21 protein-coding genes are annotated in these 21,963 nt (G+C 38.9%); 2 read left to right on the top strand and 19 right to left on the bottom strand.

Annotation, left to right across the window (positions count from 1 at the left end):
* Nucleotides 1-45: 45 nt before the first annotated feature.
* The 19 genes from IQ31_RS17660 to IQ31_RS17570 all read right to left on the bottom strand — a co-directional run bounded on the left by IQ31_RS17660 (nt 46) and on the right by IQ31_RS17570 (nt 19,573).
* The gene (locus IQ31_RS17660; RefSeq protein ID WP_145328927.1) at nt 46-1,284 is read right to left on the bottom strand and encodes a thioredoxin family protein; all 1,239 of its coding nucleotides are present in this window, start codon (nt 1,282-1,284) and stop codon (nt 46-48) included.
* A gap of 53 nt (nt 1,285-1,337) precedes the next feature.
* Nucleotides 1,338-2,576: a thioredoxin family protein gene (locus tag IQ31_RS17655; RefSeq protein WP_075990969.1), complete on the bottom strand. Its 1,239-nt coding sequence runs from the start codon at nt 2,574-2,576 to the stop codon at nt 1,338-1,340.
* Between the two features lie 111 nt (nt 2,577-2,687).
* On the bottom strand, nt 2,688-3,875 hold the full coding sequence (locus IQ31_RS17650; protein WP_120333595.1) for a C1 family peptidase: 1,188 nt from the start codon (nt 3,873-3,875) through the stop codon (nt 2,688-2,690).
* A 269-nt stretch (nt 3,876-4,144) separates the two neighbouring features.
* Complete coding sequence (locus IQ31_RS17645) at nt 4,145-5,197, bottom strand: TerC family protein (RefSeq protein ID WP_075990971.1); 1,053 nt, start codon at nt 5,195-5,197, stop codon at nt 4,145-4,147.
* A 1-nt stretch (nt 5,198) separates the two neighbouring features.
* Entirely contained in the window at nt 5,199-6,170 is a 972-nt protein-coding gene (locus IQ31_RS17640; RefSeq protein ID WP_075990972.1) for a polyprenyl synthetase family protein, read from the bottom strand.
* Nucleotides 6,171-6,220: 50 nt separating this feature from the next.
* Nucleotides 6,221-6,784, bottom strand: a complete 564-nt coding sequence (locus IQ31_RS17635) for a DUF3109 family protein (protein ID WP_046672325.1) — start codon at nt 6,782-6,784, stop codon at nt 6,221-6,223.
* A gap of 5 nt (nt 6,785-6,789) precedes the next feature.
* Nucleotides 6,790-7,575: a DUF3108 domain-containing protein gene (locus IQ31_RS17630; RefSeq protein WP_070563318.1), complete on the bottom strand. Its 786-nt coding sequence runs from the start codon at nt 7,573-7,575 to the stop codon at nt 6,790-6,792.
* 118 nt (nt 7,576-7,693) lie between these two features.
* Nucleotides 7,694-8,215, bottom strand: coding sequence for a DUF2480 family protein (locus IQ31_RS17625; RefSeq protein ID WP_075990973.1), 522 nt, complete (start codon nt 8,213-8,215; stop codon nt 7,694-7,696).
* A 61-nt stretch (nt 8,216-8,276) separates the two neighbouring features.
* Entirely contained in the window at nt 8,277-10,382 is a 2,106-nt protein-coding gene (locus IQ31_RS17620) for a peptidylprolyl isomerase (RefSeq protein ID WP_145328925.1), read from the bottom strand.
* A 293-nt stretch (nt 10,383-10,675) separates the two neighbouring features.
* Complete coding sequence (gene lptC / locus IQ31_RS17615; RefSeq protein ID WP_075990975.1) at nt 10,676-11,305, bottom strand: LPS export ABC transporter periplasmic protein LptC; 630 nt, start codon at nt 11,303-11,305, stop codon at nt 10,676-10,678.
* 8 nt (nt 11,306-11,313) lie between these two features.
* Entirely contained in the window at nt 11,314-12,639 is a 1,326-nt protein-coding gene (bamG, locus tag IQ31_RS17610) for a BamG family beta-barrel-assembly machinery protein (RefSeq protein ID WP_088160166.1), read from the bottom strand.
* A gap of 175 nt (nt 12,640-12,814) precedes the next feature.
* Nucleotides 12,815-13,798 (bottom strand): DUF6427 family protein, encoded by a 984-nt coding sequence (locus tag IQ31_RS17605; RefSeq protein ID WP_088160167.1) that lies wholly within the window; start codon nt 13,796-13,798, stop codon nt 12,815-12,817.
* Nucleotides 13,799-13,818: 20 nt separating this feature from the next.
* Nucleotides 13,819-14,028, bottom strand: coding sequence for a CcmD family protein (locus IQ31_RS17600; RefSeq protein ID WP_046672332.1), 210 nt, complete (start codon nt 14,026-14,028; stop codon nt 13,819-13,821).
* A gap of 147 nt (nt 14,029-14,175) precedes the next feature.
* Nucleotides 14,176-14,838, bottom strand: a complete 663-nt coding sequence (gene ccsA / locus IQ31_RS17595) for a cytochrome c biogenesis protein (RefSeq protein ID WP_046672333.1) — start codon at nt 14,836-14,838, stop codon at nt 14,176-14,178.
* Between the two features lie 37 nt (nt 14,839-14,875).
* Nucleotides 14,876-15,535, bottom strand: coding sequence for a heme exporter protein CcmB (locus IQ31_RS17590; RefSeq protein WP_046672334.1), 660 nt, complete (start codon nt 15,533-15,535; stop codon nt 14,876-14,878).
* A gap of 41 nt (nt 15,536-15,576) precedes the next feature.
* Entirely contained in the window at nt 15,577-15,975 is a 399-nt protein-coding gene (locus IQ31_RS17585) for a hypothetical protein (RefSeq protein WP_075990980.1), read from the bottom strand.
* 103 nt (nt 15,976-16,078) lie between these two features.
* On the bottom strand, nt 16,079-17,914 hold the full coding sequence (locus tag IQ31_RS17580) for an ABC transporter ATP-binding protein (RefSeq protein ID WP_088160169.1): 1,836 nt from the start codon (nt 17,912-17,914) through the stop codon (nt 16,079-16,081).
* 160 nt (nt 17,915-18,074) lie between these two features.
* Nucleotides 18,075-18,629 (bottom strand): hypothetical protein, encoded by a 555-nt coding sequence (locus IQ31_RS17575; protein WP_145328923.1) that lies wholly within the window; start codon nt 18,627-18,629, stop codon nt 18,075-18,077.
* Between the two features lie 155 nt (nt 18,630-18,784).
* The gene (locus tag IQ31_RS17570; protein WP_046672337.1) at nt 18,785-19,573 is read right to left on the bottom strand and encodes an SAM hydrolase/SAM-dependent halogenase family protein; all 789 of its coding nucleotides are present in this window, start codon (nt 19,571-19,573) and stop codon (nt 18,785-18,787) included.
* 350 nt (nt 19,574-19,923) lie between these two features.
* Between IQ31_RS17570 and IQ31_RS17565 the strand changes: the two genes are divergently transcribed.
* Both IQ31_RS17565 and IQ31_RS17560 read left to right on the top strand, forming a co-directional pair.
* Nucleotides 19,924-20,889: a PhoH family protein gene (locus IQ31_RS17565; protein ID WP_046672338.1), complete on the top strand. Its 966-nt coding sequence runs from the start codon at nt 19,924-19,926 to the stop codon at nt 20,887-20,889.
* 114 nt (nt 20,890-21,003) lie between these two features.
* Complete coding sequence (locus IQ31_RS17560) at nt 21,004-21,954, top strand: phosphoribosylaminoimidazolesuccinocarboxamide synthase (protein ID WP_075994626.1); 951 nt, start codon at nt 21,004-21,006, stop codon at nt 21,952-21,954.
* Nucleotides 21,955-21,963 lie beyond the last annotated feature (9 nt).

Here is a 21,963-nt window from a genome sequence, read left to right as displayed (position 1 = left end):
TTATTGACCGCGGCTTTTTTATTCATCGACGATTAGAATATCTTCTTATTGCCAAGTCTTTTCACCTTTTTTCATTTTTTGTAAGGTCGCTACATATTCTTCTTTTTGGGTAGCATCTGTGATAAGTGAAATTGCTTTTTCTTGCGTTTTAATAGCTTTTTCTTTTTCTCCAAGGCGATACAATATGTTTGCAAAAGTGTCTAGATACATCGGCGCATCTTTTTCTTTCTCATTGGACAATTTACTCCATTCCGCTGCTGCTTTTAAACAGGCAGGATCATTGCAGTTTTCAAAAATAGACCAAGCCATGTTGTTCAATTCCGCTGCTGTGATGGTCGAACCATATTTTGCAATATATTTATTGAAGCTATCTCTTAAGCCCGGGTAATTTTTGGTATAACCGTAATAACGTGGTTGCATTTCGAGACTTGCTTTTTCTGTATTGACAGTTGGATATTTTTGCGCCAATTCTTTTTCTATGCTTGCGAAATCAACCGTTTCCTTTGCACGGATTTTGGTGTTTACGGCGTTACTAACCAACAGCTGGGACAAGAAGTCATTTGCTTTTACTTTTTCACTGACGGCGTCAAATTTAGCAGGGTTATCTTTGATTAAATTAAAAGCCTTAGAATCGACAACATTTGCCGCCGAAAGTAATAAATTGATATTCTCCTTTGTAAAGATTTGATCTGTAGTCAAGGACGCTAATACGACTCCTTCCGCTTTTGCCTGTGTCTCTTGATCATAAGCTTCTTTGGCTGCCATAGCCATACTTTTAGCAATGTTTACATTAGTTGGGTCGGCATTAAATTTTGCTAATAGCGTTTCATATTGTGTATTTGGATCAAGTGATTTTTGTGCTTTCGCTATAAAATCGTCCGCTTCACCGCCACCAACGATACGATGAACAAGGGTACCTTTTGAATCAAAGATCAGAAAAGTTGGGTATGCCCTAACTTTATAATCTTTGGCAAAACGGTCGGCCTCTTCGTACCATGATTTTACATCTTCATTATCATTCTTGGTTTTATCCATCTGAATTTTTGCATTGATAAACTTTGCATTGAAGAAATCACCTACTTTAGCTTGTGGGAAGATAGTACTCGACATATATTTACAAGGGCCACACCAGGTTGTAAAACAGTCTACAAAAATGAATTTGTTTTCTTTAGCCGCTTTTTCTTTAATCTGACTCCAGTTGAGCCCATGCTCAAATTTGACCCCCTCGCTTTGCGCAAACAGTAGGGTAGGGATTAGAAATAGCATTAAAATCAATTTTTTCATAATGTTGGTATTTTAGATTTTTAATTTAATCGTTCGCATTAGTTGGGATAAGGTTAGTTCTCCCAAGTTTTTATTCCTTTCATCATTTTGTCCAGTGTTTCTTGATAGATAGGACGATCGTCCTCACTGGCCATTTCAATAGCTTTGTTTTGCCACTTTATGGCTTTTTCTTTTTCTCCTTTCTTATAGAGTAGGTTTGCATAGGTATCCAAGAATGCACTGCTTGGATCTTCAATGATGGATTTCTTGCTCCAGCTTAACGCGGATTCAATACATGCAGCATCGCTACTATTGTTAAAAATAGTCCAGGCAAAGGTATTTAATTGATGTGGAGTAAAATCTTCTGACGAAAGGTAATCATTGATCGTATTCTTCATGGCTACATAATTCTTCACCTGAAGGTAGTAGTGTGCTTTTATCTTCTTGAACATCGGAACGAAATCGATGTCTGGATATTTTGCAGCAAGTTCATTTTGATAACTATCCCAGTTGGGTTCATGTTTGGCATCTATTTTAATCTGAAATAATTCGTTGACGACAACATTTGCCAGAGTACGGTTGGCAATACCTGGTGACTCTAATAGAATATCAATTTTCTCTTTATTGTTGCGAATAAGATTGAAAGCTTTTGAATTGGTGAATTTGGCAGCCGCCAATAAAATATGGACATTTTCTTTTTTGAATAGTTCATCCGTGCCCAATGAATTTGCTAAGGTATTTTCTGCCTTTCGTGCTGTATTTTCATCGTAAGCGATATTTGCTGCTTTCAGCATCTGCTTTGCTGTATAAATATCTTGAGGTCTTTTCTCGAATTTTTTTAACAGCGTGTAATACTGTGTTTCGGGATAGAGTCCATCCATCACATGACCGACAAATTCGGGAGCGTCACTTGCACCGACAATCCGGTGTACCGCTTGCCCATTGGGATTAAAGATAAGAAATGTGGGAAAGGATTGAATATTGTATTCATTGGAAATAGCACGCGCATCGGCATACCATTTTTTGACATTGGCATTGTCGGACTCTGTGGAATCCATTTGTACCCTGACACTAATGAAGTTCTGATTAATTGGCTGCCCCACCTGCTCTAAGGGAAAGATCTCATTGCTCATATATTGGCATGGGCCACACCAGGTTGCAAATAGCTCTACGAAGATAAACTTGTTCTCAGCTTGTGCCCGCTCCTTTATTTGTTTCCAACTCAACCCTTCTACAAATTTCACCCCCTTGGTCTGGGCCTGAGCCAAATTCCCGAATAAAATTGTAAGGCATAATGCGATTATACTTCTCATACTCACTCAACAAAAGATTCATAATTATGTTTAAGTTATTAAATTAATCTGAAAACAAAAACACCTCTGAAGTATTAATTTCAGAGGTGTTTTCGTGGACTGATAAATCGCTTATTTGATATTTATCTTCGATTTTAAATCTTTTGTTAGACCGTCTTTATGTAACATCAAAGAAGTTGTTTTATAACGTACAAATTCTTTTGACGCATACAAATAACCATGATAGTCATTTGTTGTGCCCCAAGAGTTTTTAACGATGTAATACTCTTTTCCGTTTTGATCTTTTACAAGACCTACGATATGCATGCCGTGGTCATCTGTAGTTTGCCAGTTGTCGAAAGCTTTTTGTCTTTCTTCCGCTGTTACTTTTAACTCTGGTTTAGGACCAACGAACATCGTTGACTTTTCCTGATCTGTCATTTCCTCGAAAGGTTTTTCTGGCACATAAGCTACACCGTTTTTCCAAGAAAAGCCTTTTTCTGATACGTCAGTTGCCCAAGCTACAGTATAGCCCTTTTGTAACGCATTGTCAATGATGTCCGTTAAATCGTTCATCTTAACATTATAGAAACGGTCGAATGACCAGTTGTCAGGAATCAACAATACGAATTGGCTATAGTATGGATGGTCAGTTACCGAAGCAATACCAACGTAATCATCCGGATTGATACCGATTACCTGATCTGCAAAAGTGCGTGGTGTATAAGATTTACCGTTGTAATCAAATTTCTCAGGTACTTCTCCAAGATAAGAATCCATCGCTGCGGTATATGCTTTCTCCCAGTTTGGCGTTAATGTTTTGCCTTTTACTACTGCTCCTAACATCGCATCCAACATATTTGTCATTTCACCAAAGTTGTTACGTGTAGTGCCGTAGTGAAGACCTGTGTAAGCAGATTGCGGCATTGTACCGTATTTACGGAATGAGTTCAAAACATCATGGAATTGACCACCTTCACCCAATGATAATCCACCATGAAGGCGTACATAAGTACGAGCTTTGTCTAAGTACGTATTGCGCGCAGTATAAATTTGGGAGATCTCAACTGGTTTTTTACCCATACGGATCATCTCTGACTCCAGGAAAGAATTACCTGAATAAGACCAACAAGTACCTGATGAACCTTGGTTTTTGATGGATGTGTTACCTAGATTGATAACTTCAGTAAATGTAAATCCAGATTTGCTATTGTCATTTTGATTTGCTTTTAGTGCATTGATCAAATTGTCCTGTGCTTGTACTTGGAACGAAGCTGCGAAAAGTGAAGCAGCTAGTACAATCGTTTTATTCCAATTCATTGTTAGTATTTTGTTAATTTAGTGTGGTGCTAAATTAAATAAATTAAATTTAGTAAGGTAAATTCCTCTGTAAAATAATTGTTCTTAAAAATCTACTATTTTTTTGCTAATCTTTTGTTGGAGAATAGGATATATAAGAAATGTTAACATCAAATAGAAATGGTCAGAAATTTCTTTCTGACCATAGTGTTTTGTATCGCTTATAATTTAGCGCTGATTACCGGTGTTTCTTGTCGGACAATGACCACCGGTAGCTTGTCAATAATCGCTTAATCAGCCGGTGAAGGCTTTTTTGGAAAAAGCAGCGAAGCAATGATACTCAATGCAAGTATGCTGACAATAACAATCAATGAATGTGTTGTTGTAAAACCTACTTCGGCCAACCAGTGATGCAGCAGCATCTTTAGACCAATGAAGACCAGCAAAAATGCTAAACCTACTTTGAGGTATTGGAATTTGTGGATAATATTGACCAAAAGGAAGAACATAGATCGCAATCCAAGTATGGCAAAAATATTGGAGAAAAATACAACATAGGCATCTTTGGTAACCGAGAAAATTGCAGGGATAGAATCCACAGCAAAAATCAAATCCGTAAATTCTATGACCAGTAATACAAGAAATAGTGGCGTCATATATTTCACTCCGTTCTCTACATGGAAGAAGTGCCCGCCATCTAATTTTGGTGTTACCTTAAAGTATCGGGAAGCGAATTTAACAACTGGGTGGTTCTGTGGATCTACTTCTTCTTCCTGGTTACGGTTGATAAACATTTTTACACCTGTAAAGACCAGAAAAGCACCAAAAACATATAGAATCCAGCCGAATTTAGCAATCAGGGTAGCGCCAAGGAAAATAAATAAGAAACGCATAATGATTGCGCCCAAAATTCCCCATACCAAAACTTTATGGTAATAGCGCTCCGGAATCCCAAAAGAAGTAAATAATAATACCATCACAAAGATATTATCTACGGATAGGGCATATTCCACAACATAACCGGTGAGATATTCCAGCCCAAGATTTTTGTTGTAGAGCTCGAGACTCGCCGCTAAATCACCCGGAATGATTTTAATATCGTGGTGGTGTTTGGTAATGATTTCCTGAAGGTGGTCTAAGTCATGGATGTTGTGTAGTTCAAATCCATAGTGACGAAGAAGCCAATAGAAACCCAATGAGAATAAGACCCAGATGGCGCTCATGATGCTAGCCATCTTTAGGCTAACAGGTTTGTCGCCTTTGGAGAATAAGCCTAGATCTATTGCTAGCATAAGTGCAATAAAGATGAGGAATCCGCCAAAAAACATTAATTCGTGACTCATTTTATTTTTTTCTTTCTGTTGTATATTTTACCAGCTGCTCCAACCCCGCTTTGTATTCACTGTCGGGAAAGTCTTCCAAAATCCGGAAAGCGTCTTGTTGGTATTCCAGCATCTTATTTGTAGCGTATTCGAGCCCTCCGCTCTGGCGGACAAAGGCAATGACTTCGGCCACTTTGTGTGCATCCTCATTATGGTTTTTAATCAAATTAATGATCCTACGCTTTTCACTTGAAGTTACTTGATTCAAGGCATAGATTAGCGGTAAGGTCATTTTCTTCTCTTTGATGTCATTGCCGAGCGGTTTGCCGACATCATCTAACCCAAAGTCGAATAAATCGTCCTTAATTTGAAATGCAATTCCGATTTTTTCACCAAATTGATGGAGCTTATCTATTGTTTCCTGATCTGCATTGGAAGAAGCCGATCCACAGGCACAGCAAGACGCAATCAGCGACGCTGTTTTCTTCCGTATGACCTCAAAATAAATAGATTCTTCAATATCCAGTTTACGGGCCTTTTCGATTTGAAGCAATTCACCTTCGCTCATCTGATCCACAGCTTCCGAGACAATTTTTAACAAGTGATAATCCTGATGTTTTACAGAAAGGAGCAGGCCTCTAGACAGCAGAAAATCACCCACCAAAACAGCAATTTTATTTTTCCATAATGCATTGATGGAGAAAAAACCTCTGCGTTCATAGGAATTGTCCACCACATCATCATGTACGAGTGAGGCGGTATGCAACAATTCTACGAGAGCAGCTCCTCGGTAAGTGGACTCATTAATTCCGTTGCATATACCAGCAGAAAAGAACACAAACATAGGCCGCATTTGTTTGCCTTTACGTTTGATCAGGTATTGTGTAATACGATCCAATAAGGGGACGGAGCTTTTCATTGAAGCTTTGAATTTTTTTTCAAAAGCCTCAAGTTCGTGGGCAATAGGGCGTTGGATCTCTCTTAATTTTGACATGAATTGGGGTGAAATACCAAAATAGTTAAAGCTTAAAGATAGTGATTTTGTTACAACTCTTCGACTGCTTTCTCAAGATTTTTGTACCATTCTTCACCATAGGTGCGGATGAGAGGATCCTTTAAAAATTTAAATACAGGGACCTGTAATTCTTTGCCAAATGAGCATGCATCTTTACAGATATGCCAACGGTCATAGTGAAGTACGTCGAATTCGGGATAATGTGTTGTCCTGATAGGATAGAGGTGACACGAAACGGGTTTGCGCCAATGGACTTCGCCAAGTTCGTACGCCTTTTCGATAGCGCATTTTGTAATGCCATTTTCCCAGGTCACATAGGCACATTCTTTATTCCCATCGACACAGGTGGTCGTTAGATCGCCATCAACATCGACAACATACTTCCCTTGCTCTTCAATCGCTTCAATACCTTTCTCGGTCATATAGGGTTTTACTTTGGGATAAATCTCCTCTAATATAGCCTTTTCACTCTCCAATAAAGGTGCGCCTGAATCGCCTTCAATACAACAGATTCCTTTACATTTTGATAAATTACACACAAAGTCATTGTTGATTAGATCTTCGTGCACCAGTACATTTCCTACTTCAATCATTCTAATTATTTTGAGTAGCTTGCTTTTTGTCCCAATTTGTATTTTAATCCACTGGCTTCGAGTAATTCTAATGTTACCGAGCCGATGAGAATATCTACATTGGCTTTGACCGGAATACGGTTGCCATCATTGGTTACCCACAGATAAAGCTTGCTATTTTTTTTAAAGATACGTCCCGGTTTAATCTCAGGACTGAATTTGAGACATTCTAAAGTGCCTAATTCTGTTTTTATTTTTTCTATTCCAATATATTGTATGCCTAAGGTGGCAATCTCATCATTCAAAAAATAAGTCAGCTTAAAAGATTCTCCTGGTTTAACAGTCGACAGATCTAGATTACGGGCAAAATAATAGGAAGAAAGCAAGTCGAAAGTCTGATCTACCTTCGAGTTGAAAGTCCCTTTATTACCTACAACACTATTTGTCTCCTGGTTGAAGCGTACCTTATCATTCCGTCTATATCCTCCTTCACGAATGTTCTCTGTATAATAATACGGTAAAAATGTTTTGCTGTTGATATACGAGTTGTATTCATTTCTTACGGTATATATCGCAAAGGCGCCAGCTGTTTTGCCGGCAGCATATAGATGAAAGGAAGGGTTTCCAGCTCCGTCCTTGGTATCCTCAACGGTTAATGTCCCTGTTGCGGCTGAAATAAAGCCATAACGGAGTTTATATTTTAATTTCTCACCACCTTTAAATGCCGATTCTTTTAAATGCGGTAAATCTTGAGCGAAAGCAGTACTTACGATAACGGATAAGTAAAGGAGCAAAGTCGATATAAGTTTCATGTACGTAAGTTTACGAAATTTGTTTGAAAAAGAAATGTTAATTTCATTCAAATAAATTTAACTTTTGGAGTTAATGAGACCTTCATGGACGATGAATTATACTTATTTCTGAGCTGATTTATTTAGGCTGTGTCCGCTTAAATACGGGGACCGTAGAACAGGGTTCACCGTACATAATACTTTTTGCAACCTTACTTAGTTTTACTGTAAACTGTACAAATGTAGACTCTGGAATAAAAGTATCGCCACAACCTTTCACAACGACACGTTGATCCCGAAATTGTTCCATGTCAATCTGTTCAATTGCCGCAGCATACTGAATGCGTAATAACTCTTCTGAATCCCCAAAAATAACTGTCGTTGCATAGGGCTCCAATTTGTTGGCCAATAACATATAAGCCCAAGTCGGAACAATGGCATCGGCAGTACACGTAATGGCGACATGTTTACCCGCGTATTGCGACCAGTCGTGTGTCTTAATGAACTCGCGGAAGTCCTTTTCTTTAAGAATCAAGCCATGGAAGAGATTATCCTTAATATCATATACTACATTGTCTGCCTTAGGATGGTAGTTGGCCAAGTCAACTGTGACTAACCCACTTTGCGCAACTTTGTTGACAATATTTGTTTGAATATCCATATTTACATCAAAAAAAAGCCGGACGATAATTCGTCCGGCTACAAATTTACTTAAAAATCTTTTAAAAGAATTTCACTCTATTGTCAATGATTTCAGCTTTGTCTTGTAATGCGCGGAAAATAGATCCCCAAGCGCGTTGTGCTTTTGCTGCAAGCATTTGTTTCTTTTGTCCGTTGATATCCGAAATAGCGGCAGGATTGGTAAAACCATTTACTTGTACAACATATACACCTGTATTACCTTCAATAGCTTTGGAAGGTTTGTTTGGCTGTAGTCCAAAAACAGTACCAACTACTTTGTTTTCTAATGCAACACCAGGGATAACTGGATTTGCGAAGACAACATTTTCAACGTGAATAGCTGCTTTACCAACTTTTTGTGCAACTTGATCAATAGAAGATGTACCTGCTAAAGCCTTGTCAAATTTATCTTTCAAGATTTTAGCTTTAACCATATTTCTTACTGCGGGTTCAATATCTTTCTTAACAGCATCCAAGGAAAGGGTTCCTTTAGGCTGTATGTCGACCAAGCTTGCTAAGATATAAGAGGTTTCAGTCTCAAATACTTTGTCTGAAATTTCACCTTTTTTAGCTTCGAAAGCCCATTTGATTAAATCACGCGGAGCTTCGGCACCATCTAGTACATTGTCCATCGCTGTTACGCGTGAGGCTGTTTTTGCTTCTAGACCAAGTTTTTTCGCTTCCTGAGCAAAGTTTTGTGCTGTAGCTGCAGATAAGAATGCTGTTGCTTTGCTATGCGCATTGTTCAACGTTTCTTTTCCACTGTTGATCACTTTGTCAATGATGGCAACTTTAGCATATTTTGAACTACCTGATTGTTTCTCAATTTTAATGACATGGACACCATATTGTGATTTTACAACTTTGATATCGCCTGTTTTACTTTCGAAAATGGCTGTCTCAAGATCTGGTGCCATACGGCCTCTTGTTAAAGTACCCAGCTCTCCACCATTGGTTTTGCTTTCTGGATCTTTGCTGAACTGAACGGCCAATGCTGCGAAATTGTCTCCTTTTTGAATCAATCCTTTGATAGAATCTGCTTTCGCCAATGCTTTATCCATTCCACCTTCGGCAGCAGGATCCAATAGGATGTGTGATGCTTTCACAGAGTCAGGGCTTACGATCGTCGAAACAACTTTTGCGATTTCAAATGCATTGTTGTTTAAGAAAGGTCCAACTGTTGTTCCGGCAGCAACATTGAATACAACTGAATCCAAAGAAGGACTCAACTGTCCTTTTTTCACATAAGTAAACGGAAATTTGTTGTCTGAATTGATCGAAGCAAATAAAGAGTCATCTTTAGCAACGATTAAATCTTGTTTCAATTTGTTGATCGTCTCTTTTACGGCCAATGAATCTTTCGCAAGAGGTTTTGCATCCACCATTACGTATTGAATCGCACGTGTTTCCTCTTGTGTTTTGAACATACTTTTATGTTCGTTATAATATTCTTGGTAATCTGCATCAGTCAATTTAGCATCAGCATCTTTAACAGAAGCGTAATCTAAAAGAATGTATTTGAAGTCTGCTAGTTTATTACGCTCTTGGTATTCTTCGTTTGCTTCCAAAGAAGTAACATATACGCTATTGGAAAGCAATTCACCATATTTGCTGCTTAAACGCTCATCTCTAACGCCTTTCAGTAGTTCTTCCCATTGTTCAGCCACTTGCTGGTTACCTGATGTGTTCATTTGGGTGATAAAAGCACGCAGTTGACTCGGGTCAAATTGTCCTGTTTGTGGGTTGGTGAAGGCTTGAACGATTTGAGGCGAAGGGTTGTTACCTTGCACTAAATCATTTAATTCGTCTTTACCGACAGTCAAACCGATTTTTTCAATTTCCTTTTTCAAGATCTCTCTTGACAAAAATTGATTCCATACTTGTTGAACAGCGTAGGTCCGCATTTGAGGGGTGACTGCACCGCCCATTTGTTGTTTGAACATTTCCTCTGTTTGTTCAACTTGCTTACTGAACGCAGGATATTCAATTTCAGTTCCGTTGACTTCCCCTACACGATTTTGATGTCTCGCCCAAAAAGGAGCTCCCCCTCGAACGACATCGCCTAGTAAAAATGCTAAAATTGCGATAGCCATAGCCGCGGTCAAGATGACACCAGCTTTGTTACGCAAAAAGCCCATTAATCCCATAGTCTGCTTATTGTGTTTATATTGTGTAAATACTTGTATTTCGTTAATTTATGCATAGCATAGCAAAATGCGGTGCAAGATACAATTTTTATAAAAAAAAACGGAATATTTTCCTGAATGTAGCAAAACAAATTTGAAAACTATTTGTATAAAGTGGAGTTTTTTGTTCTCTTTTAGTTCAAATGATTCGTTTTGAATAACTTAATCGTATAAATAAACAGTCTGGAGCCATTGTATCAGATCCATAGCTGCTTTTAAACCAAACCGGAATCTGGTTTATGGCCCACGATGAGCTATTTACCTAACGAAGGGAAGAGGTTGTTGTTGGTAATGACCGTATACCCAGTTGCATTGGCTATATTGACATGTTTAAAATCTTTGTCCGAAGTAAATGATGAACCTTGTAAGTTACCGCGATTATCTCGAAAGAATGCCGTAATGGGAACATGATTATAAAAGGTCATGTTGCTGTTGCTATCGGCCTTACTTTCGTCGTAGATAATCTCTTCTGTTTTGATGACAGAACCGTCAGCCATCGTTACCACCACATTTTTTGTAAAGGTGGTCGTCTTTTCTTTTTCCCTTCGGATGGCGTGGTCGGAAGTGATTCGCTGAGTTTCCTTTAAATTGTCATCGTAAAAGATGATTTTTATGCTTTTTGGAAATTCGTATACTTCGGTGCTATCGTGTTTGATACGCATTTCGGGCGCTGTGAGATTCGCTTTTACCCGTGTGGAATCGCTATAGATAATATCGACATGACGTGAAATGTCGACCGCCTCTTCCTTTTTCATGTTGGCAAGGCGATCCACCTCTTTGAGATCCGGTTCGCAAGAGGTCAATGAGAGCGCCCCTAGTAAAGATAATATTACTAGGGGCGATATATTTTGGAATATGGATGAAGCAAATGCCTTGCGTACCATCGTATTAATTAATCTAAAGGAGGTTTTCTAAACCAGCGGTCATTTAGGGTAAAGCCGATATTAAAGTTAATATAACGTTCACGTAGGAGGCTATTGCTAATTTTACCCATTTGGCCAAATTCTGCAGAGAAATTTATTTTAGAGAAGGCCCCTGAAAATTGATTTCTTGCCAATGGCAAACCTACGCCTACAGTAACCGCCATATCGTTGATATTTTGGTCGCTTAAGAAATATTGTGTTTTATTATACCTAAAACCAACTCTATAGTCTACTTGGTTTAAATATTTGAGCGAAGTAACATCTGGTGTTATCTGACCACCAATGGCTACGCCATAATTCTTCCGTAGTTCGTTTTCACCCGCTCTTGTCTGAAATCTTGACCAATCGGCATATTTAAAATCGGCCCCTACCAACCAGCGGTTATTACGTGCAAGGGTAATACCTACATTGTGTTTCAACGGAAGCGTCAAATGCCTGCTGCTACGGCCAGAAACATAGGTACTATCCAAAGGAATGTTTTGATTGTCTGGATCCGTTGAAGGTGTAATTCTTGTATTAAAAATTGTTGTTCTTTCTTTGATGTCATTATTTAGCGATCCTGAATAACCAACGATCAACGAATATTCTCTATTTAAAGGTTGTTCGTACTGTAATCCATAATCAAAGATAATTCCTTGGATTTCGCGCTTATTTTGTTGTTGCGTATTTAATGCTCCGGATGTAGGCAAAAACTCTGCACGGCTATAATCATTTAAGGTTCCAAATAGATAAGACATATTGGCACCAATACTCAGACCTTTTACAATGCGTACACCCCAACCTGCATAGGCTTTAGTTAAACCACCTTCGCCCGTGAATACTTTCGTATAGGGATCAGAATTGACCGTTCCAGATGAAGATGTCCGATAGCCTATATCCGAGTAGGGAAGGATACCCAAGCTGATACCACCAAATCGTTTCATTGGGAAAGTCATGGTGATGTGGCTAAAGGCAAAGTCAGCAGTATTATCGGATCTGGTCGTCGAATTTAACTGCGTGTAATTCCCGTATAAACCAGCATCAAAGGTTGTAAACTGTGTTGCAGAATAAGATGCAGGGTTGCTTGGGTTGGTATTGTATACGCCATTGATTCTCCGGATAGCGGTATTGACACCTCCCATCCCTCTATATTGTGGCAATAAATCTTCACGCATCTGACCAAGTCCAAATTGAGAATAAGGTGATGCGGATGTCGTTTTTTGTGCAAATGCGGTAGTAGAACTAGCTAAAATTCCACCTGCTAACAACAGTTGGAGTGATTTATTTCTTAGAGAGCTTGTAAAGCGTTTCTGCATGGTCAATCTATAAAATTGAGAAACTAATGTTTATTTAGTTTTAGTGAAATTTTCGAGTTATCTGACTCTTATATTAAATGTTCTTTGCTTTTAATCGCATACAAAACTATTCAATTTTTGCGAGCTTGTTAAGCCGATTTTGTTAAAAAAGGTTAAACACTTATTGTACAGTAGTTTAGAAAAACTGAAAGTAGATTATGGTAAGTGTTATGATGGCATATACGACTTCAAAAAACCATTTCTTTTTGGCATAGGTGAAATAATAAGCCATATAAATAGCGATAGAAGGGGCACAAAGTAAAAAATGAGCCTCCGTTAGTTTTTTATTCCAATAAAAAGAGACGATCGCTAGGCATAACATAAAAAACAACAGTTGAAATGACTTGCGAATATGCACGACACTTTTGAAAAAATTGTCTTTCAATACCAAAAGGAAGAGTATTAACGTAAAGATTACCGGGACGAGTACCAGATAATCGACTAATTGAATGCGAATAGCAGTAGGGAATTTGTAGGTAAACGGCAGCCAAATGGTATAAAACTGCTGCATTTTACCCATCCATAGATAGATAACCGCTAAGATGAAATAAACTGTTGCCAGGCCAAGTAAAGGGGTGATCCACTCACGCCAATTGAAGGGCCTAAAAATGAGTAGGCCTATCCACAATAGGAAGAACATACTCAGAAACGGGAAGTAGATCAGACTTCCTATACCTACAATCATACCGAGATCAAACATTTCGGCTTTAACATCTGTCTGCCGATAGAGGGAGAGCAACTTGCTTAACATCCATATCGAAATAAAATTACAGATCAGGGTCGGGGACAGTACCAAAAATGGTAAAAACAAGCTGGCCAGTGACATATACATCAAAGCCACCAAAAAACTGGGTTTGCCCAGCAGGTTAAAATGGCTTGTGATGCGATTGAGTATCGTTGCTTGAAAAATCGTCAAGATCAGTGTGATAAAAACATTGGTCGAAGGAGAGAGGTTGATTAAGTTATTTTCTCCTAAAAGATTCCCCAAGGCAGGTTCAAAGATTACAGAATCAAGTTTGTCCGGAAGGTGAAGAAATATGCCTAAACATAAAACAAAACCCACGAGGGATAGAAATAAAATATTGATGGGTGAATAATTTCTAAACTGACTTATAATCATTGTATGCGATCAATAAAATGCTATTTATTCTTTTTTTCCAATTTGCTGATACGGCGATCGAGCAAGAAAAGGAAGAAAGCCAAACCTAAAAAAATGACCAACATGACCAATACAACAACGTAGATTTTACCTTCGCTACGCAATCCAGTCGCCATCTCGACATCATCTTGTGCAAATGTGCTCAAAGTCGATAAGAGTAGTAAGGCGATTGACAATGTTATTTTTTTCATTTGTTTAAAATATTATTCGTGTCGTTTTCATTGTTATACATGACTCGATACACGCTATTTGATTTATGTAATATCCTGTTTTTTATTGATTGGGCTTTACCCGATTTCTCTATGATAGAAATAGAGGATTGTATTAGCCGTTCAATTCTATGCGTTCAAATCTTTCTTTTCGAGCAAACGTACTCTATAGCGGAGTGAACAGATCCAAGCTGCAATCATTGGCCAGCCAATCATCGCTGCATAAAATGTAGGACGTAGCTCGCTGCTCATTTTTAAATCGCCAAAGGCAGCGTTTCCACCACTTCCGGGGTGAAGAGAGTCTGTCATCTTCGGTAGAATATAAAGTAGCACGATGATAATTGGAAATGCAAAGATATTGTACACAGCGGATATTTTTGCTCTTTTTTGCTCTTCTTCCAGCGCATTACGGAGTACCAAATAGGCCAGATACATCAGTGTTGCTATTGCGGAGCCATTAAGCTTCGGATCGTTTGGCCAGGGTTCTCCCCAGGTAATGTTTGCCCAAAGCATGCCTGTGGCAAGTCCAAGAAAACAAAATGTTATTCCGGTATTGACAGCTTCAATGGCCATTAAATCATACTCCTGTTTGCCCGTATTGAGGTATTTAATACTGTAAATAACGGAAACCAAGTACATAACGAACATGGCAGACCACATTGGGACATGAAAATAAACATTTCGTATGCTTTCGTGAAGGATGAATAGGCGGGGAACAGGTCCTAAAAGACCATTGATAATGACCGCACAGATAATCATTACCGCTAATATTTTCCACCATTTTTTTCTCATGGATAAATTGAATTTAGTTTGTTCTCAATTCTGACACTTAATCTCGCCAAAGGTACGGAAATAACAACAAAGAAATAGTGATGGTGATTACATTAATTGCAAGTAATACGATTATTTCTTTGCTGCTGGAAGCCCTTTCCAGGCCTTCTATTGCATTGCGAGACAGCTTGATTAATACGATTAACAGCGGGATAATGGCGGGGAAACTCAAGATGGCCATTAGGGTGCTATTGTTGCCTGCTTTGGAGCTGATCCCCGAGATCATGGTAAAAACAGTAGCAAAACTTATGCTGCCCAAGATGACCGAAATGAAGTAAAGGGTTGGATCACCGACAGGGTTTCTGAATATCGTCGAATAGACAAAATAGGCAATGATCGCCAGCAGGGTCATCATCATCATATTGTAAATGACTTTCGCTAAAATGATTGCTCTGGGATCGACCAGTGAATAATAGTAAAGTTGCCGGTTTGGGTTTTCTTGGACGAAGCTTTTGTTGATTGCATTGATCGAAGCGAAGAGCATAATGATCCAGAATAATGCATTCCAAGTAGCCGTATCAACTGATTTGAACGCTTGATAGCAAACGAAAACAGTTGATACGACATATAGTAGAATTCCGTTAATAGCATATTTTGAACGCCATTCCAGAATGATGTCTTTAAGAATTAAAGTTTTTACCTGTTGCAGCAAAGTCATATGCGGCAAAGATACAAATGTATTTTGACCTATTTTTCTACTTATGCGTTAGAAATTTTGGATTTTGCAGCATCAGTTGTATTGTCGATTTTGCTTGCCAAATTTTGAGCGGCATTATTGGCGTGGTCCAAAGCTTCTCTGCCGGCTTCTTTTGCTTTGTTTTTCAATGCATCTGCATCATCTGAAGCTCTGCTGAACGCTGCTTGTGCCTTTGATTTCAAATGGTCTAGTTCAGCCGAAGCTCTGTTGGCTAGTTTTTGTGCCTTTTTAGCTTCTTTTTTTGAAAGATCTTTCAATGACTTAGTTAAGCTTTTAATGCCATCATTTGCACGATCTAATTGTTTTTTTCCATCATCAGTTCCTAAAAGATACCATGCAGCAGCTCCCGCAGCTAATCCTACCAAAGCAAATGCCACTAATCCATTTTTGCTATTTTTCATAATTCTTCTATTTTGTTATATATTCAAATGATAATCAAGTATGATACCAAATGAACAATCACAGGGTGAATTTGTTTAAAAAGAATCAATAATTAACAAAATTTTACATATCAATTTTCTGCTGCTTTGACTGCAGATTATACAGATGCTGATAGAGACCGCTTTCTTTTTGGAGCAGTTCAAAGTGAGTACCGCTTTCAGATACGATTCCATTTTCGACAACGATAATTTTATCGGCATCAACAATGGTCGATAGTCGGTGTGCAATAATGATCGAGGTGCGTCCACGCATTAATTCCTCCAATGCCTCCTGTACCTGTCTTTCTGACTCTGAGTCTAAGGAAGAGGTGGCTTCGTCCAGAATAAGAATTGCAGGGTCTTTTAGAAGTGCACGGGCAATGGCAATGCGCTGGCGCTGACCACCGGAGAGTTTAACGCCACGTTCACCAACAATGGTGTCATAGCCTTCAGGGAAATTTAAAATAAATTGGTGCGCGTTGGCACGTCTCGCAGCTGCTATAATTTCATCTTCTGTAGCCTCGAGCTTACCATAAGCTATATTTTCACGGATTGTCCCGCCAAATAACAAAACATCCTGTGGTACGATAGCGACCTGGTTGCGGATATCACAAAGCTCAAAATCGGATGCAGGTCTGTCGTCGTAACTTACTTCCCCTTTTTTTGCTGTGTAGAATTGTAGAATCAATGAAGCTATCGTTGATTTCCCGGTTCCACTTGGGCCAACTATAGCGATTTTATCACCCGCATTGGCTGTAAAGTTGATGTCTTTCAGGATTTCAATATCGGGACGGCTTGGGTAGGCAAAGGAAACATGGTTGAAGCTTAGTTTACCGGTCATGGTTTTGTGGACTTCCTTGCAAGTTGGTTTCACATTAAGGTTTTCTTGTGGCTCATCCAAAATTTCCAAAATCCGTTCACTCGCTCCCAAAGAGCGTTGGATATTAGCGTATAGCTCCGGAAAACTACCCATAGAACCTGCTACAAACATCGAATATAGAATATAGGTCGTTAGGTCGCCTACTGTCATTTCATGGATAGAAACTAATGCAGCTCCATACCAAATGACAGCGATCACAGCTCCGAAAATACAGAAGATAATAAAAGAGGCAAAAGCACCTCGGAAGGTAGCTCCTTTGACCGCTAATTTCACGACCGAATCCATCTGATTACTGTAACGGTTGAATTCGAAATATTCATTCACAAAGGCTTTTACATTGCTTATCCCCAACAATGTTTCCTGGACAATACTATTTGACTCGGCCATTTTATCCTGTGCCTGTCTGGATAATTCGCGGATGAATTTTCCGAAAATAATAGCAGCCACAACAATGATCGGTAATATACAAAGGTTCATGAGCGCAAGTTTGGGGGATACCCAAACCAAAAGGAATACACCGAAACAAAGACTAATCAACTGTCTTAAGATTTCAGCCAATGTTGTTGTTAACGTATCCTGAATCTGTGAAAGGTCTGCAGACAAGCGGCTGTTTAATTCCCCGACACGGCGATTGGCGAAAAATTCGATTGGTAATGAAATGAGTTTGAGGTAGGTGTCCTTGCGTAATGCGGATAGCGTACGTTCTGCAATCTCAACAAAAATGCGTATACGAAAAAAAGAGACGACTGATAGAAAAGACAGAATAATAAAGGCAATTCCACCAATATAATAAACATGTGGTGCAAGCCATGGATAAGTTTGCTTACCTTGCGCAGCATCAATCATGGCACCAAGCAAAGCCGGAAAGGCGAGCATGGCCAAACTGGATAATACCAAGAAAAACATGCCGACCCCAAATTTAAACCGATAAGGTTTTAAATAGGTCATCAATTTAGATGCTCTCAATAGGAGCTCCTTATTCAATTTTGGTTTTGGTAGATCTTCTTCTTGTTTATTACCGCTGTTGAATCCTCTTGCCATATCCGCTACTTCAAATTTTGTTGCGAGGACAAATGTAAAGAGATTAAAAATATTTTGCTATCATACTTTAGTCAATTTTTGAATAGAATCGTACTTTTTCTGATTTAAACAGCAGTTTTAAGTGGCTTGTCGTTGTGTAGATGTCTATTGCTGTGGCGTTTTATCCTAAATTTTGTTGTTTTGAAGCTGTTTGTTGCGCTTTAAATTTATAGAGTACATAGCCTAATACGGCGATAACAAGTAAAGCGATATAGAGGAGGATGTTGCTTAGCGGTAAATTTTCGGATGTTTTGTCTCCCTGTGCCCGCAGCTTTTCGTTTTCTTTTTGAAGTTTACTTATGGTACCAATATAGGCTGAGACCTGCTTGTCGTAATCTGTTGCCAATTGTTGGTATTTATCTTTCTCAAAATCTTTGATTTTCAATAGTTTTTGGGTTTCCAGGAAAATGTTGTTATCTGTGATGACGATATCTTTAAGGATATCGATGCTCTTTTGCATGTCACCTTTCGATTTGAAAAGACCAAAAAGTCCTGTTTTTTGTGTGAGGCTCGTGTCATAAGCCCCGAATTTCTGTTGACGGGCATCGAGTAGGTCATTTACACGGCTTCGTTGTACCTCAAAAGAGCTGGAGTCTGGGTTGTTTTGCGACTTGGCCTGTTCAAAGAAGCAAAAAAGAACGGTGATTGGAAGTAGGAATCTTAAGAATTTCATCATGTACTTGGACGATCTATTTATTAAATGTTTAGTTTAAACTAACGTTCATGGTAAAATTTTATTTTGCCATAAAGCTACATCTACAATTTTAGCCCTATGATCAGTTTGACCAAGGAAAAAAATGGAGCGAAAGCATTACAGATGAATTTATGAAATTAATCTTTAAATTCTATACGAATTACATTGGAATCGTCATCGTGAAGTCCGAGTAGCTGGCTTGCATTACCTTTATTGATGGCGATTTCAAGGTAGTTGGAAATACCAAATAAACAAAGTTTCTCGCCTTCTCCTACTTCGTTGTAATGCCAGGAAAGGTTGGTAATGGTTTCATTGCGTTTGAAATAAAGGACAAAATGACGTCCTTTTTGAACTTTATTGAATAGATCTTTCGAGATGTTGGTAATGGCATTGCCGAAAGCATCCACATAAATGACGTTGCCTCGGATCATGTCTTTATCAAAGATAGGCTGCAAAGTTACTTTTTCGATGAGCTGTTGCATTGAAGTTCCGATTTCTTTCAGTTTGCCTCCCTTGGCAATATGACAGGCGGATTTAGAAAGGATATCTGCGAGCGGAAAGTGAAGATACCGAAGGTCTTGCATTAAGTTGAGCTCATAGAGTTCCTGTGGTTCATTGCCATTCAGCAATAGACTGAATATACCATTGTCGGCACCGACGAAATAATGATCGTTGTATTTCATGCCGATATATTTCGACTCTTCATGAAACAGGGTGTTAATTCCGATAATGTGTACGGTTCCTTTAGGAAAATAATGATAAGCGTTACCTAATACAAAGGCCGCCCGAGGGATATTGAATGCTGGAATTTCGTGGGTAATATCAACAATATTGGCACCGGACAACTGCGATAAAAGACTACCTTTTAACGCGGCTTGATAAAAATCTTTGTGTCCTAAGTCTGTTGTTAATGTAATTACTGCCATTATAATCTAATCCTAGATCGAATTGCTGTCGAATTCCCTTAAATATACCCTTATATTTATCTAAATAGTGGACAAAATTACTATTTATCAGATGATTTATAAAGCTAATTGGATAACTTATTTTGAATCTGTCTTTTTTCGATTGATATACACAAACATAGCGAAGATTTTATGTATAATGAAATCTTTGTGCCCCTTTGTGGGCTGTCTCCATAAGCTTCTAAATCATCGTCGTTTGTACGCTGTATCTTCTTGGTTGTTTCGTTAGAATACGTTAATTTTGAATAGTATTATACAGGAACGATATTGTGTAATGGCTACAATCTAATTAATTCTAAATAGGATAAAATTTGAACGAATTACTAATTGCATTAGATGGTCTGAATTTGCCCATATTATGGGGAGCAGACAATGAGCACTTCGATTATTTGAAGAAGCAATTCCCAAAACTGCGGATTGTAGCTCGCGGAAGTGAAATGAAGGTGTTGGGAGACGCGAAGGAATTAGATCTGTTTGAGCAATCGTTTAAGGAAGTCATGGCTCATCTGGAGAAATTTAACAACATTACTTTATTGGATTTTGAAAATCTCCTTGGAGCAAGTGCAGGTTCTGCTGTTCAACAAGAAAAAGAACTTGCGGCCAAACATGCAGCCTTTGGATCTGAACCGATCGTGTATGGACCTAATGGTCTTATTGTACGTGCACGTACGGCCAACCAGCGAAAGATGGTGGATAGTATTTCGAAAAATGACATCTTATTTGCTATCGGACCGGCGGGCACAGGAAAGACCTATACGGCGGTTGCATTAGCTGTTCGAGCACTTCGAAATAAAGAAATCAAAAGGATCATTCTAACGAGACCAGCCGTAGAGGCCGGAGAAAATCTCGGTTTTTTACCTGGCGACTTAAAGGAGAAGGTAGATCCCTATTTGAGACCGCTCTACGATGCATTGGACGATATGATTCCAGCAGAGAAGCTAAAAGGTTATCTGGAAAATCGGACCATTGAGGTCGCTCCTTTAGCATTTATGCGTGGGCGAACACTTGACAACTGCTTTGTGATTCTGGACGAAGCTCAGAATGCAACGGATATGCAGCTGAAGATGTTTTTGACACGTATGGGGCCGACGGCAAAATTTATCGTTACAGGTGATATGACACAGGTAGATTTACCGAAAAAAAATCAATCTGGATTGTCTACTTCGATTCGTTTATTGGAGAATATCGAAGGAATAGACATTATCCACCTCAGCGGTGGAGATGTGGTTCGCCATAAATTGGTTCGCCGCATCCTCGAAGCGTATGGTGATATTTAATATTAAAAGACAAATCGAGCCGAGCGAGCTCTTAAATAAATGCGCTGCATTTATGAATGCCATTAAACGCAGTCATAAATGAACAATTACTTACATTTGAATTTTACTTTGAACATGAATGCTATAAAAGAAACAAATTTCAATTTCGAAAATCAGACTGCTTTTTACCGGGGAAAAGTACGTGACGTGTATACGATTGCCGATACTTATTTGGCGATGGTTGCCTCAGATCGTATTTCGGCATTTGATGTGGTACTTCCACGTCCTATACCCTATAAAGGACAGGTGTTGAATCAAATTGCAGCCAAATTTTTAAAGGCTACGGCTGATATTATTCCAAATTGGGTCGTATCTGTTCCGGATCCAAGTGTTACTATCGGTCAAATGTGTGAGCCGTTTAAAGTAGAAATGGTTATTCGGGGTTACTTGTCGGGACACGCTTGGCGTGAATATGCTGCAGGCAAACGTGAAGTATGTGGTGAGGCATTGCCAGAAGGACTGAAAGAAAATGACAAATTGCCTGAGCCAATTATTACACCGACAACAAAGGCTGCTGTTGGACATGATGAAGATATCTCACGTGCCGATATCTTGAAAAAGGGTATCGTAAGCGAGGAAGATTATATTCAATTGGAGCAATATACCAAAGCATTGTTCCAAAGAGGTACTGAAATTGCTGCGCAAAGAGGGCTAATTTTGGTGGATACAAAATATGAGTTTGGAAAAAAAGATGGAAAAATTGTGTTGATCGATGAGATTCATACACCAGATTCTTCCCGTTATTTTTATGCAGAAGGCTATCAGGAACGCCAGGAAAAAGGTGAGTCACAAAAGCAATTGTCGAAGGAGTTTGTTCGCAAATGGTTAATTGAAAACGGCTTCCAAGGGAAAGACGGTCAGGTCGTTCCGGAGATGACCGATGAGATCGTGGCTTCCATTTCTGAACGTTATATTGAGCTATACGAGCATATCGTCGGAGAGAAGTTTGTGTATCCAGATCAGGAAAACGTACTGGAACGTGTGGAAAGAAATGTGGCAAACGCCTTGAAAACGCTAAATTATTAGTACATTGTA

This window comes from Sphingobacterium siyangense (assembly GCF_007830445.1).
GTDB classification, from domain to species: Bacteria; Bacteroidota; Bacteroidia; order Sphingobacteriales; family Sphingobacteriaceae; genus Sphingobacterium; species Sphingobacterium siyangense.
The sequence above is the reverse complement of the archived record's forward strand: the minus strand, read 5'-3'. Positions and strand labels throughout refer to the sequence as shown.

What these genes read in the sequence shown, in the direction of transcription:
- IQ31_RS17660 (WP_145328927.1), bottom strand. Translation starts at nt 1,284, where the DNA reads ATGAAAAAATTGATTTTAATGCTATTTCTAATCCCTACCCTACTGTTT.
- IQ31_RS17655 (WP_075990969.1), bottom strand. Translation starts at nt 2,576, where the DNA reads ATGAGAAGTATAATCGCATTATGCCTTACAATTTTATTCGGGAATTTG.
- IQ31_RS17650 (WP_120333595.1), bottom strand. Translation starts at nt 3,875, where the DNA reads ATGAATTGGAATAAAACGATTGTACTAGCTGCTTCACTTTTCGCAGCT.
- IQ31_RS17645 (WP_075990971.1), bottom strand. Translation starts at nt 5,197, where the DNA reads ATGAGTCACGAATTAATGTTTTTTGGCGGATTCCTCATCTTTATTGCA.
- IQ31_RS17640 (WP_075990972.1), bottom strand. Translation starts at nt 6,170, where the DNA reads ATGTCAAAATTAAGAGAGATCCAACGCCCTATTGCCCACGAACTTGAG.
- IQ31_RS17635 (WP_046672325.1), bottom strand. Translation starts at nt 6,784, where the DNA reads ATGATTGAAGTAGGAAATGTACTGGTGCACGAAGATCTAATCAACAAT.
- IQ31_RS17630 (WP_070563318.1), bottom strand. Translation starts at nt 7,575, where the DNA reads ATGAAACTTATATCGACTTTGCTCCTTTACTTATCCGTTATCGTAAGT.
- IQ31_RS17625 (WP_075990973.1), bottom strand. Translation starts at nt 8,215, where the DNA reads ATGGATATTCAAACAAATATTGTCAACAAAGTTGCGCAAAGTGGGTTA.
- IQ31_RS17620 (WP_145328925.1), bottom strand. Translation starts at nt 10,382, where the DNA reads ATGGGATTAATGGGCTTTTTGCGTAACAAAGCTGGTGTCATCTTGACC.
- lptC (WP_075990975.1), bottom strand. Translation starts at nt 11,305, where the DNA reads ATGGTACGCAAGGCATTTGCTTCATCCATATTCCAAAATATATCGCCC.
- bamG (WP_088160166.1), bottom strand. Translation starts at nt 12,639, where the DNA reads ATGCAGAAACGCTTTACAAGCTCTCTAAGAAATAAATCACTCCAACTG.
- IQ31_RS17605 (WP_088160167.1), bottom strand. Translation starts at nt 13,798, where the DNA reads ATGATTATAAGTCAGTTTAGAAATTATTCACCCATCAATATTTTATTT.
- IQ31_RS17600 (WP_046672332.1), bottom strand. Translation starts at nt 14,028, where the DNA reads ATGAAAAAAATAACATTGTCAATCGCCTTACTACTCTTATCGACTTTG.
- ccsA (WP_046672333.1), bottom strand. Translation starts at nt 14,838, where the DNA reads ATGAGAAAAAAATGGTGGAAAATATTAGCGGTAATGATTATCTGTGCG.
- IQ31_RS17590 (WP_046672334.1), bottom strand. Translation starts at nt 15,535, where the DNA reads ATGACTTTGCTGCAACAGGTAAAAACTTTAATTCTTAAAGACATCATT.
- IQ31_RS17585 (WP_075990980.1), bottom strand. Translation starts at nt 15,975, where the DNA reads ATGAAAAATAGCAAAAATGGATTAGTGGCATTTGCTTTGGTAGGATTA.
- IQ31_RS17580 (WP_088160169.1), bottom strand. Translation starts at nt 17,914, where the DNA reads ATGGCAAGAGGATTCAACAGCGGTAATAAACAAGAAGAAGATCTACCA.
- IQ31_RS17575 (WP_145328923.1), bottom strand. Translation starts at nt 18,629, where the DNA reads ATGATGAAATTCTTAAGATTCCTACTTCCAATCACCGTTCTTTTTTGC.
- IQ31_RS17570 (WP_046672337.1), bottom strand. Translation starts at nt 19,573, where the DNA reads ATGGCAGTAATTACATTAACAACAGACTTAGGACACAAAGATTTTTAT.
- IQ31_RS17560 (WP_075994626.1), top strand. Translation starts at nt 21,004, where the DNA reads ATGAATGCTATAAAAGAAACAAATTTCAATTTCGAAAATCAGACTGCT.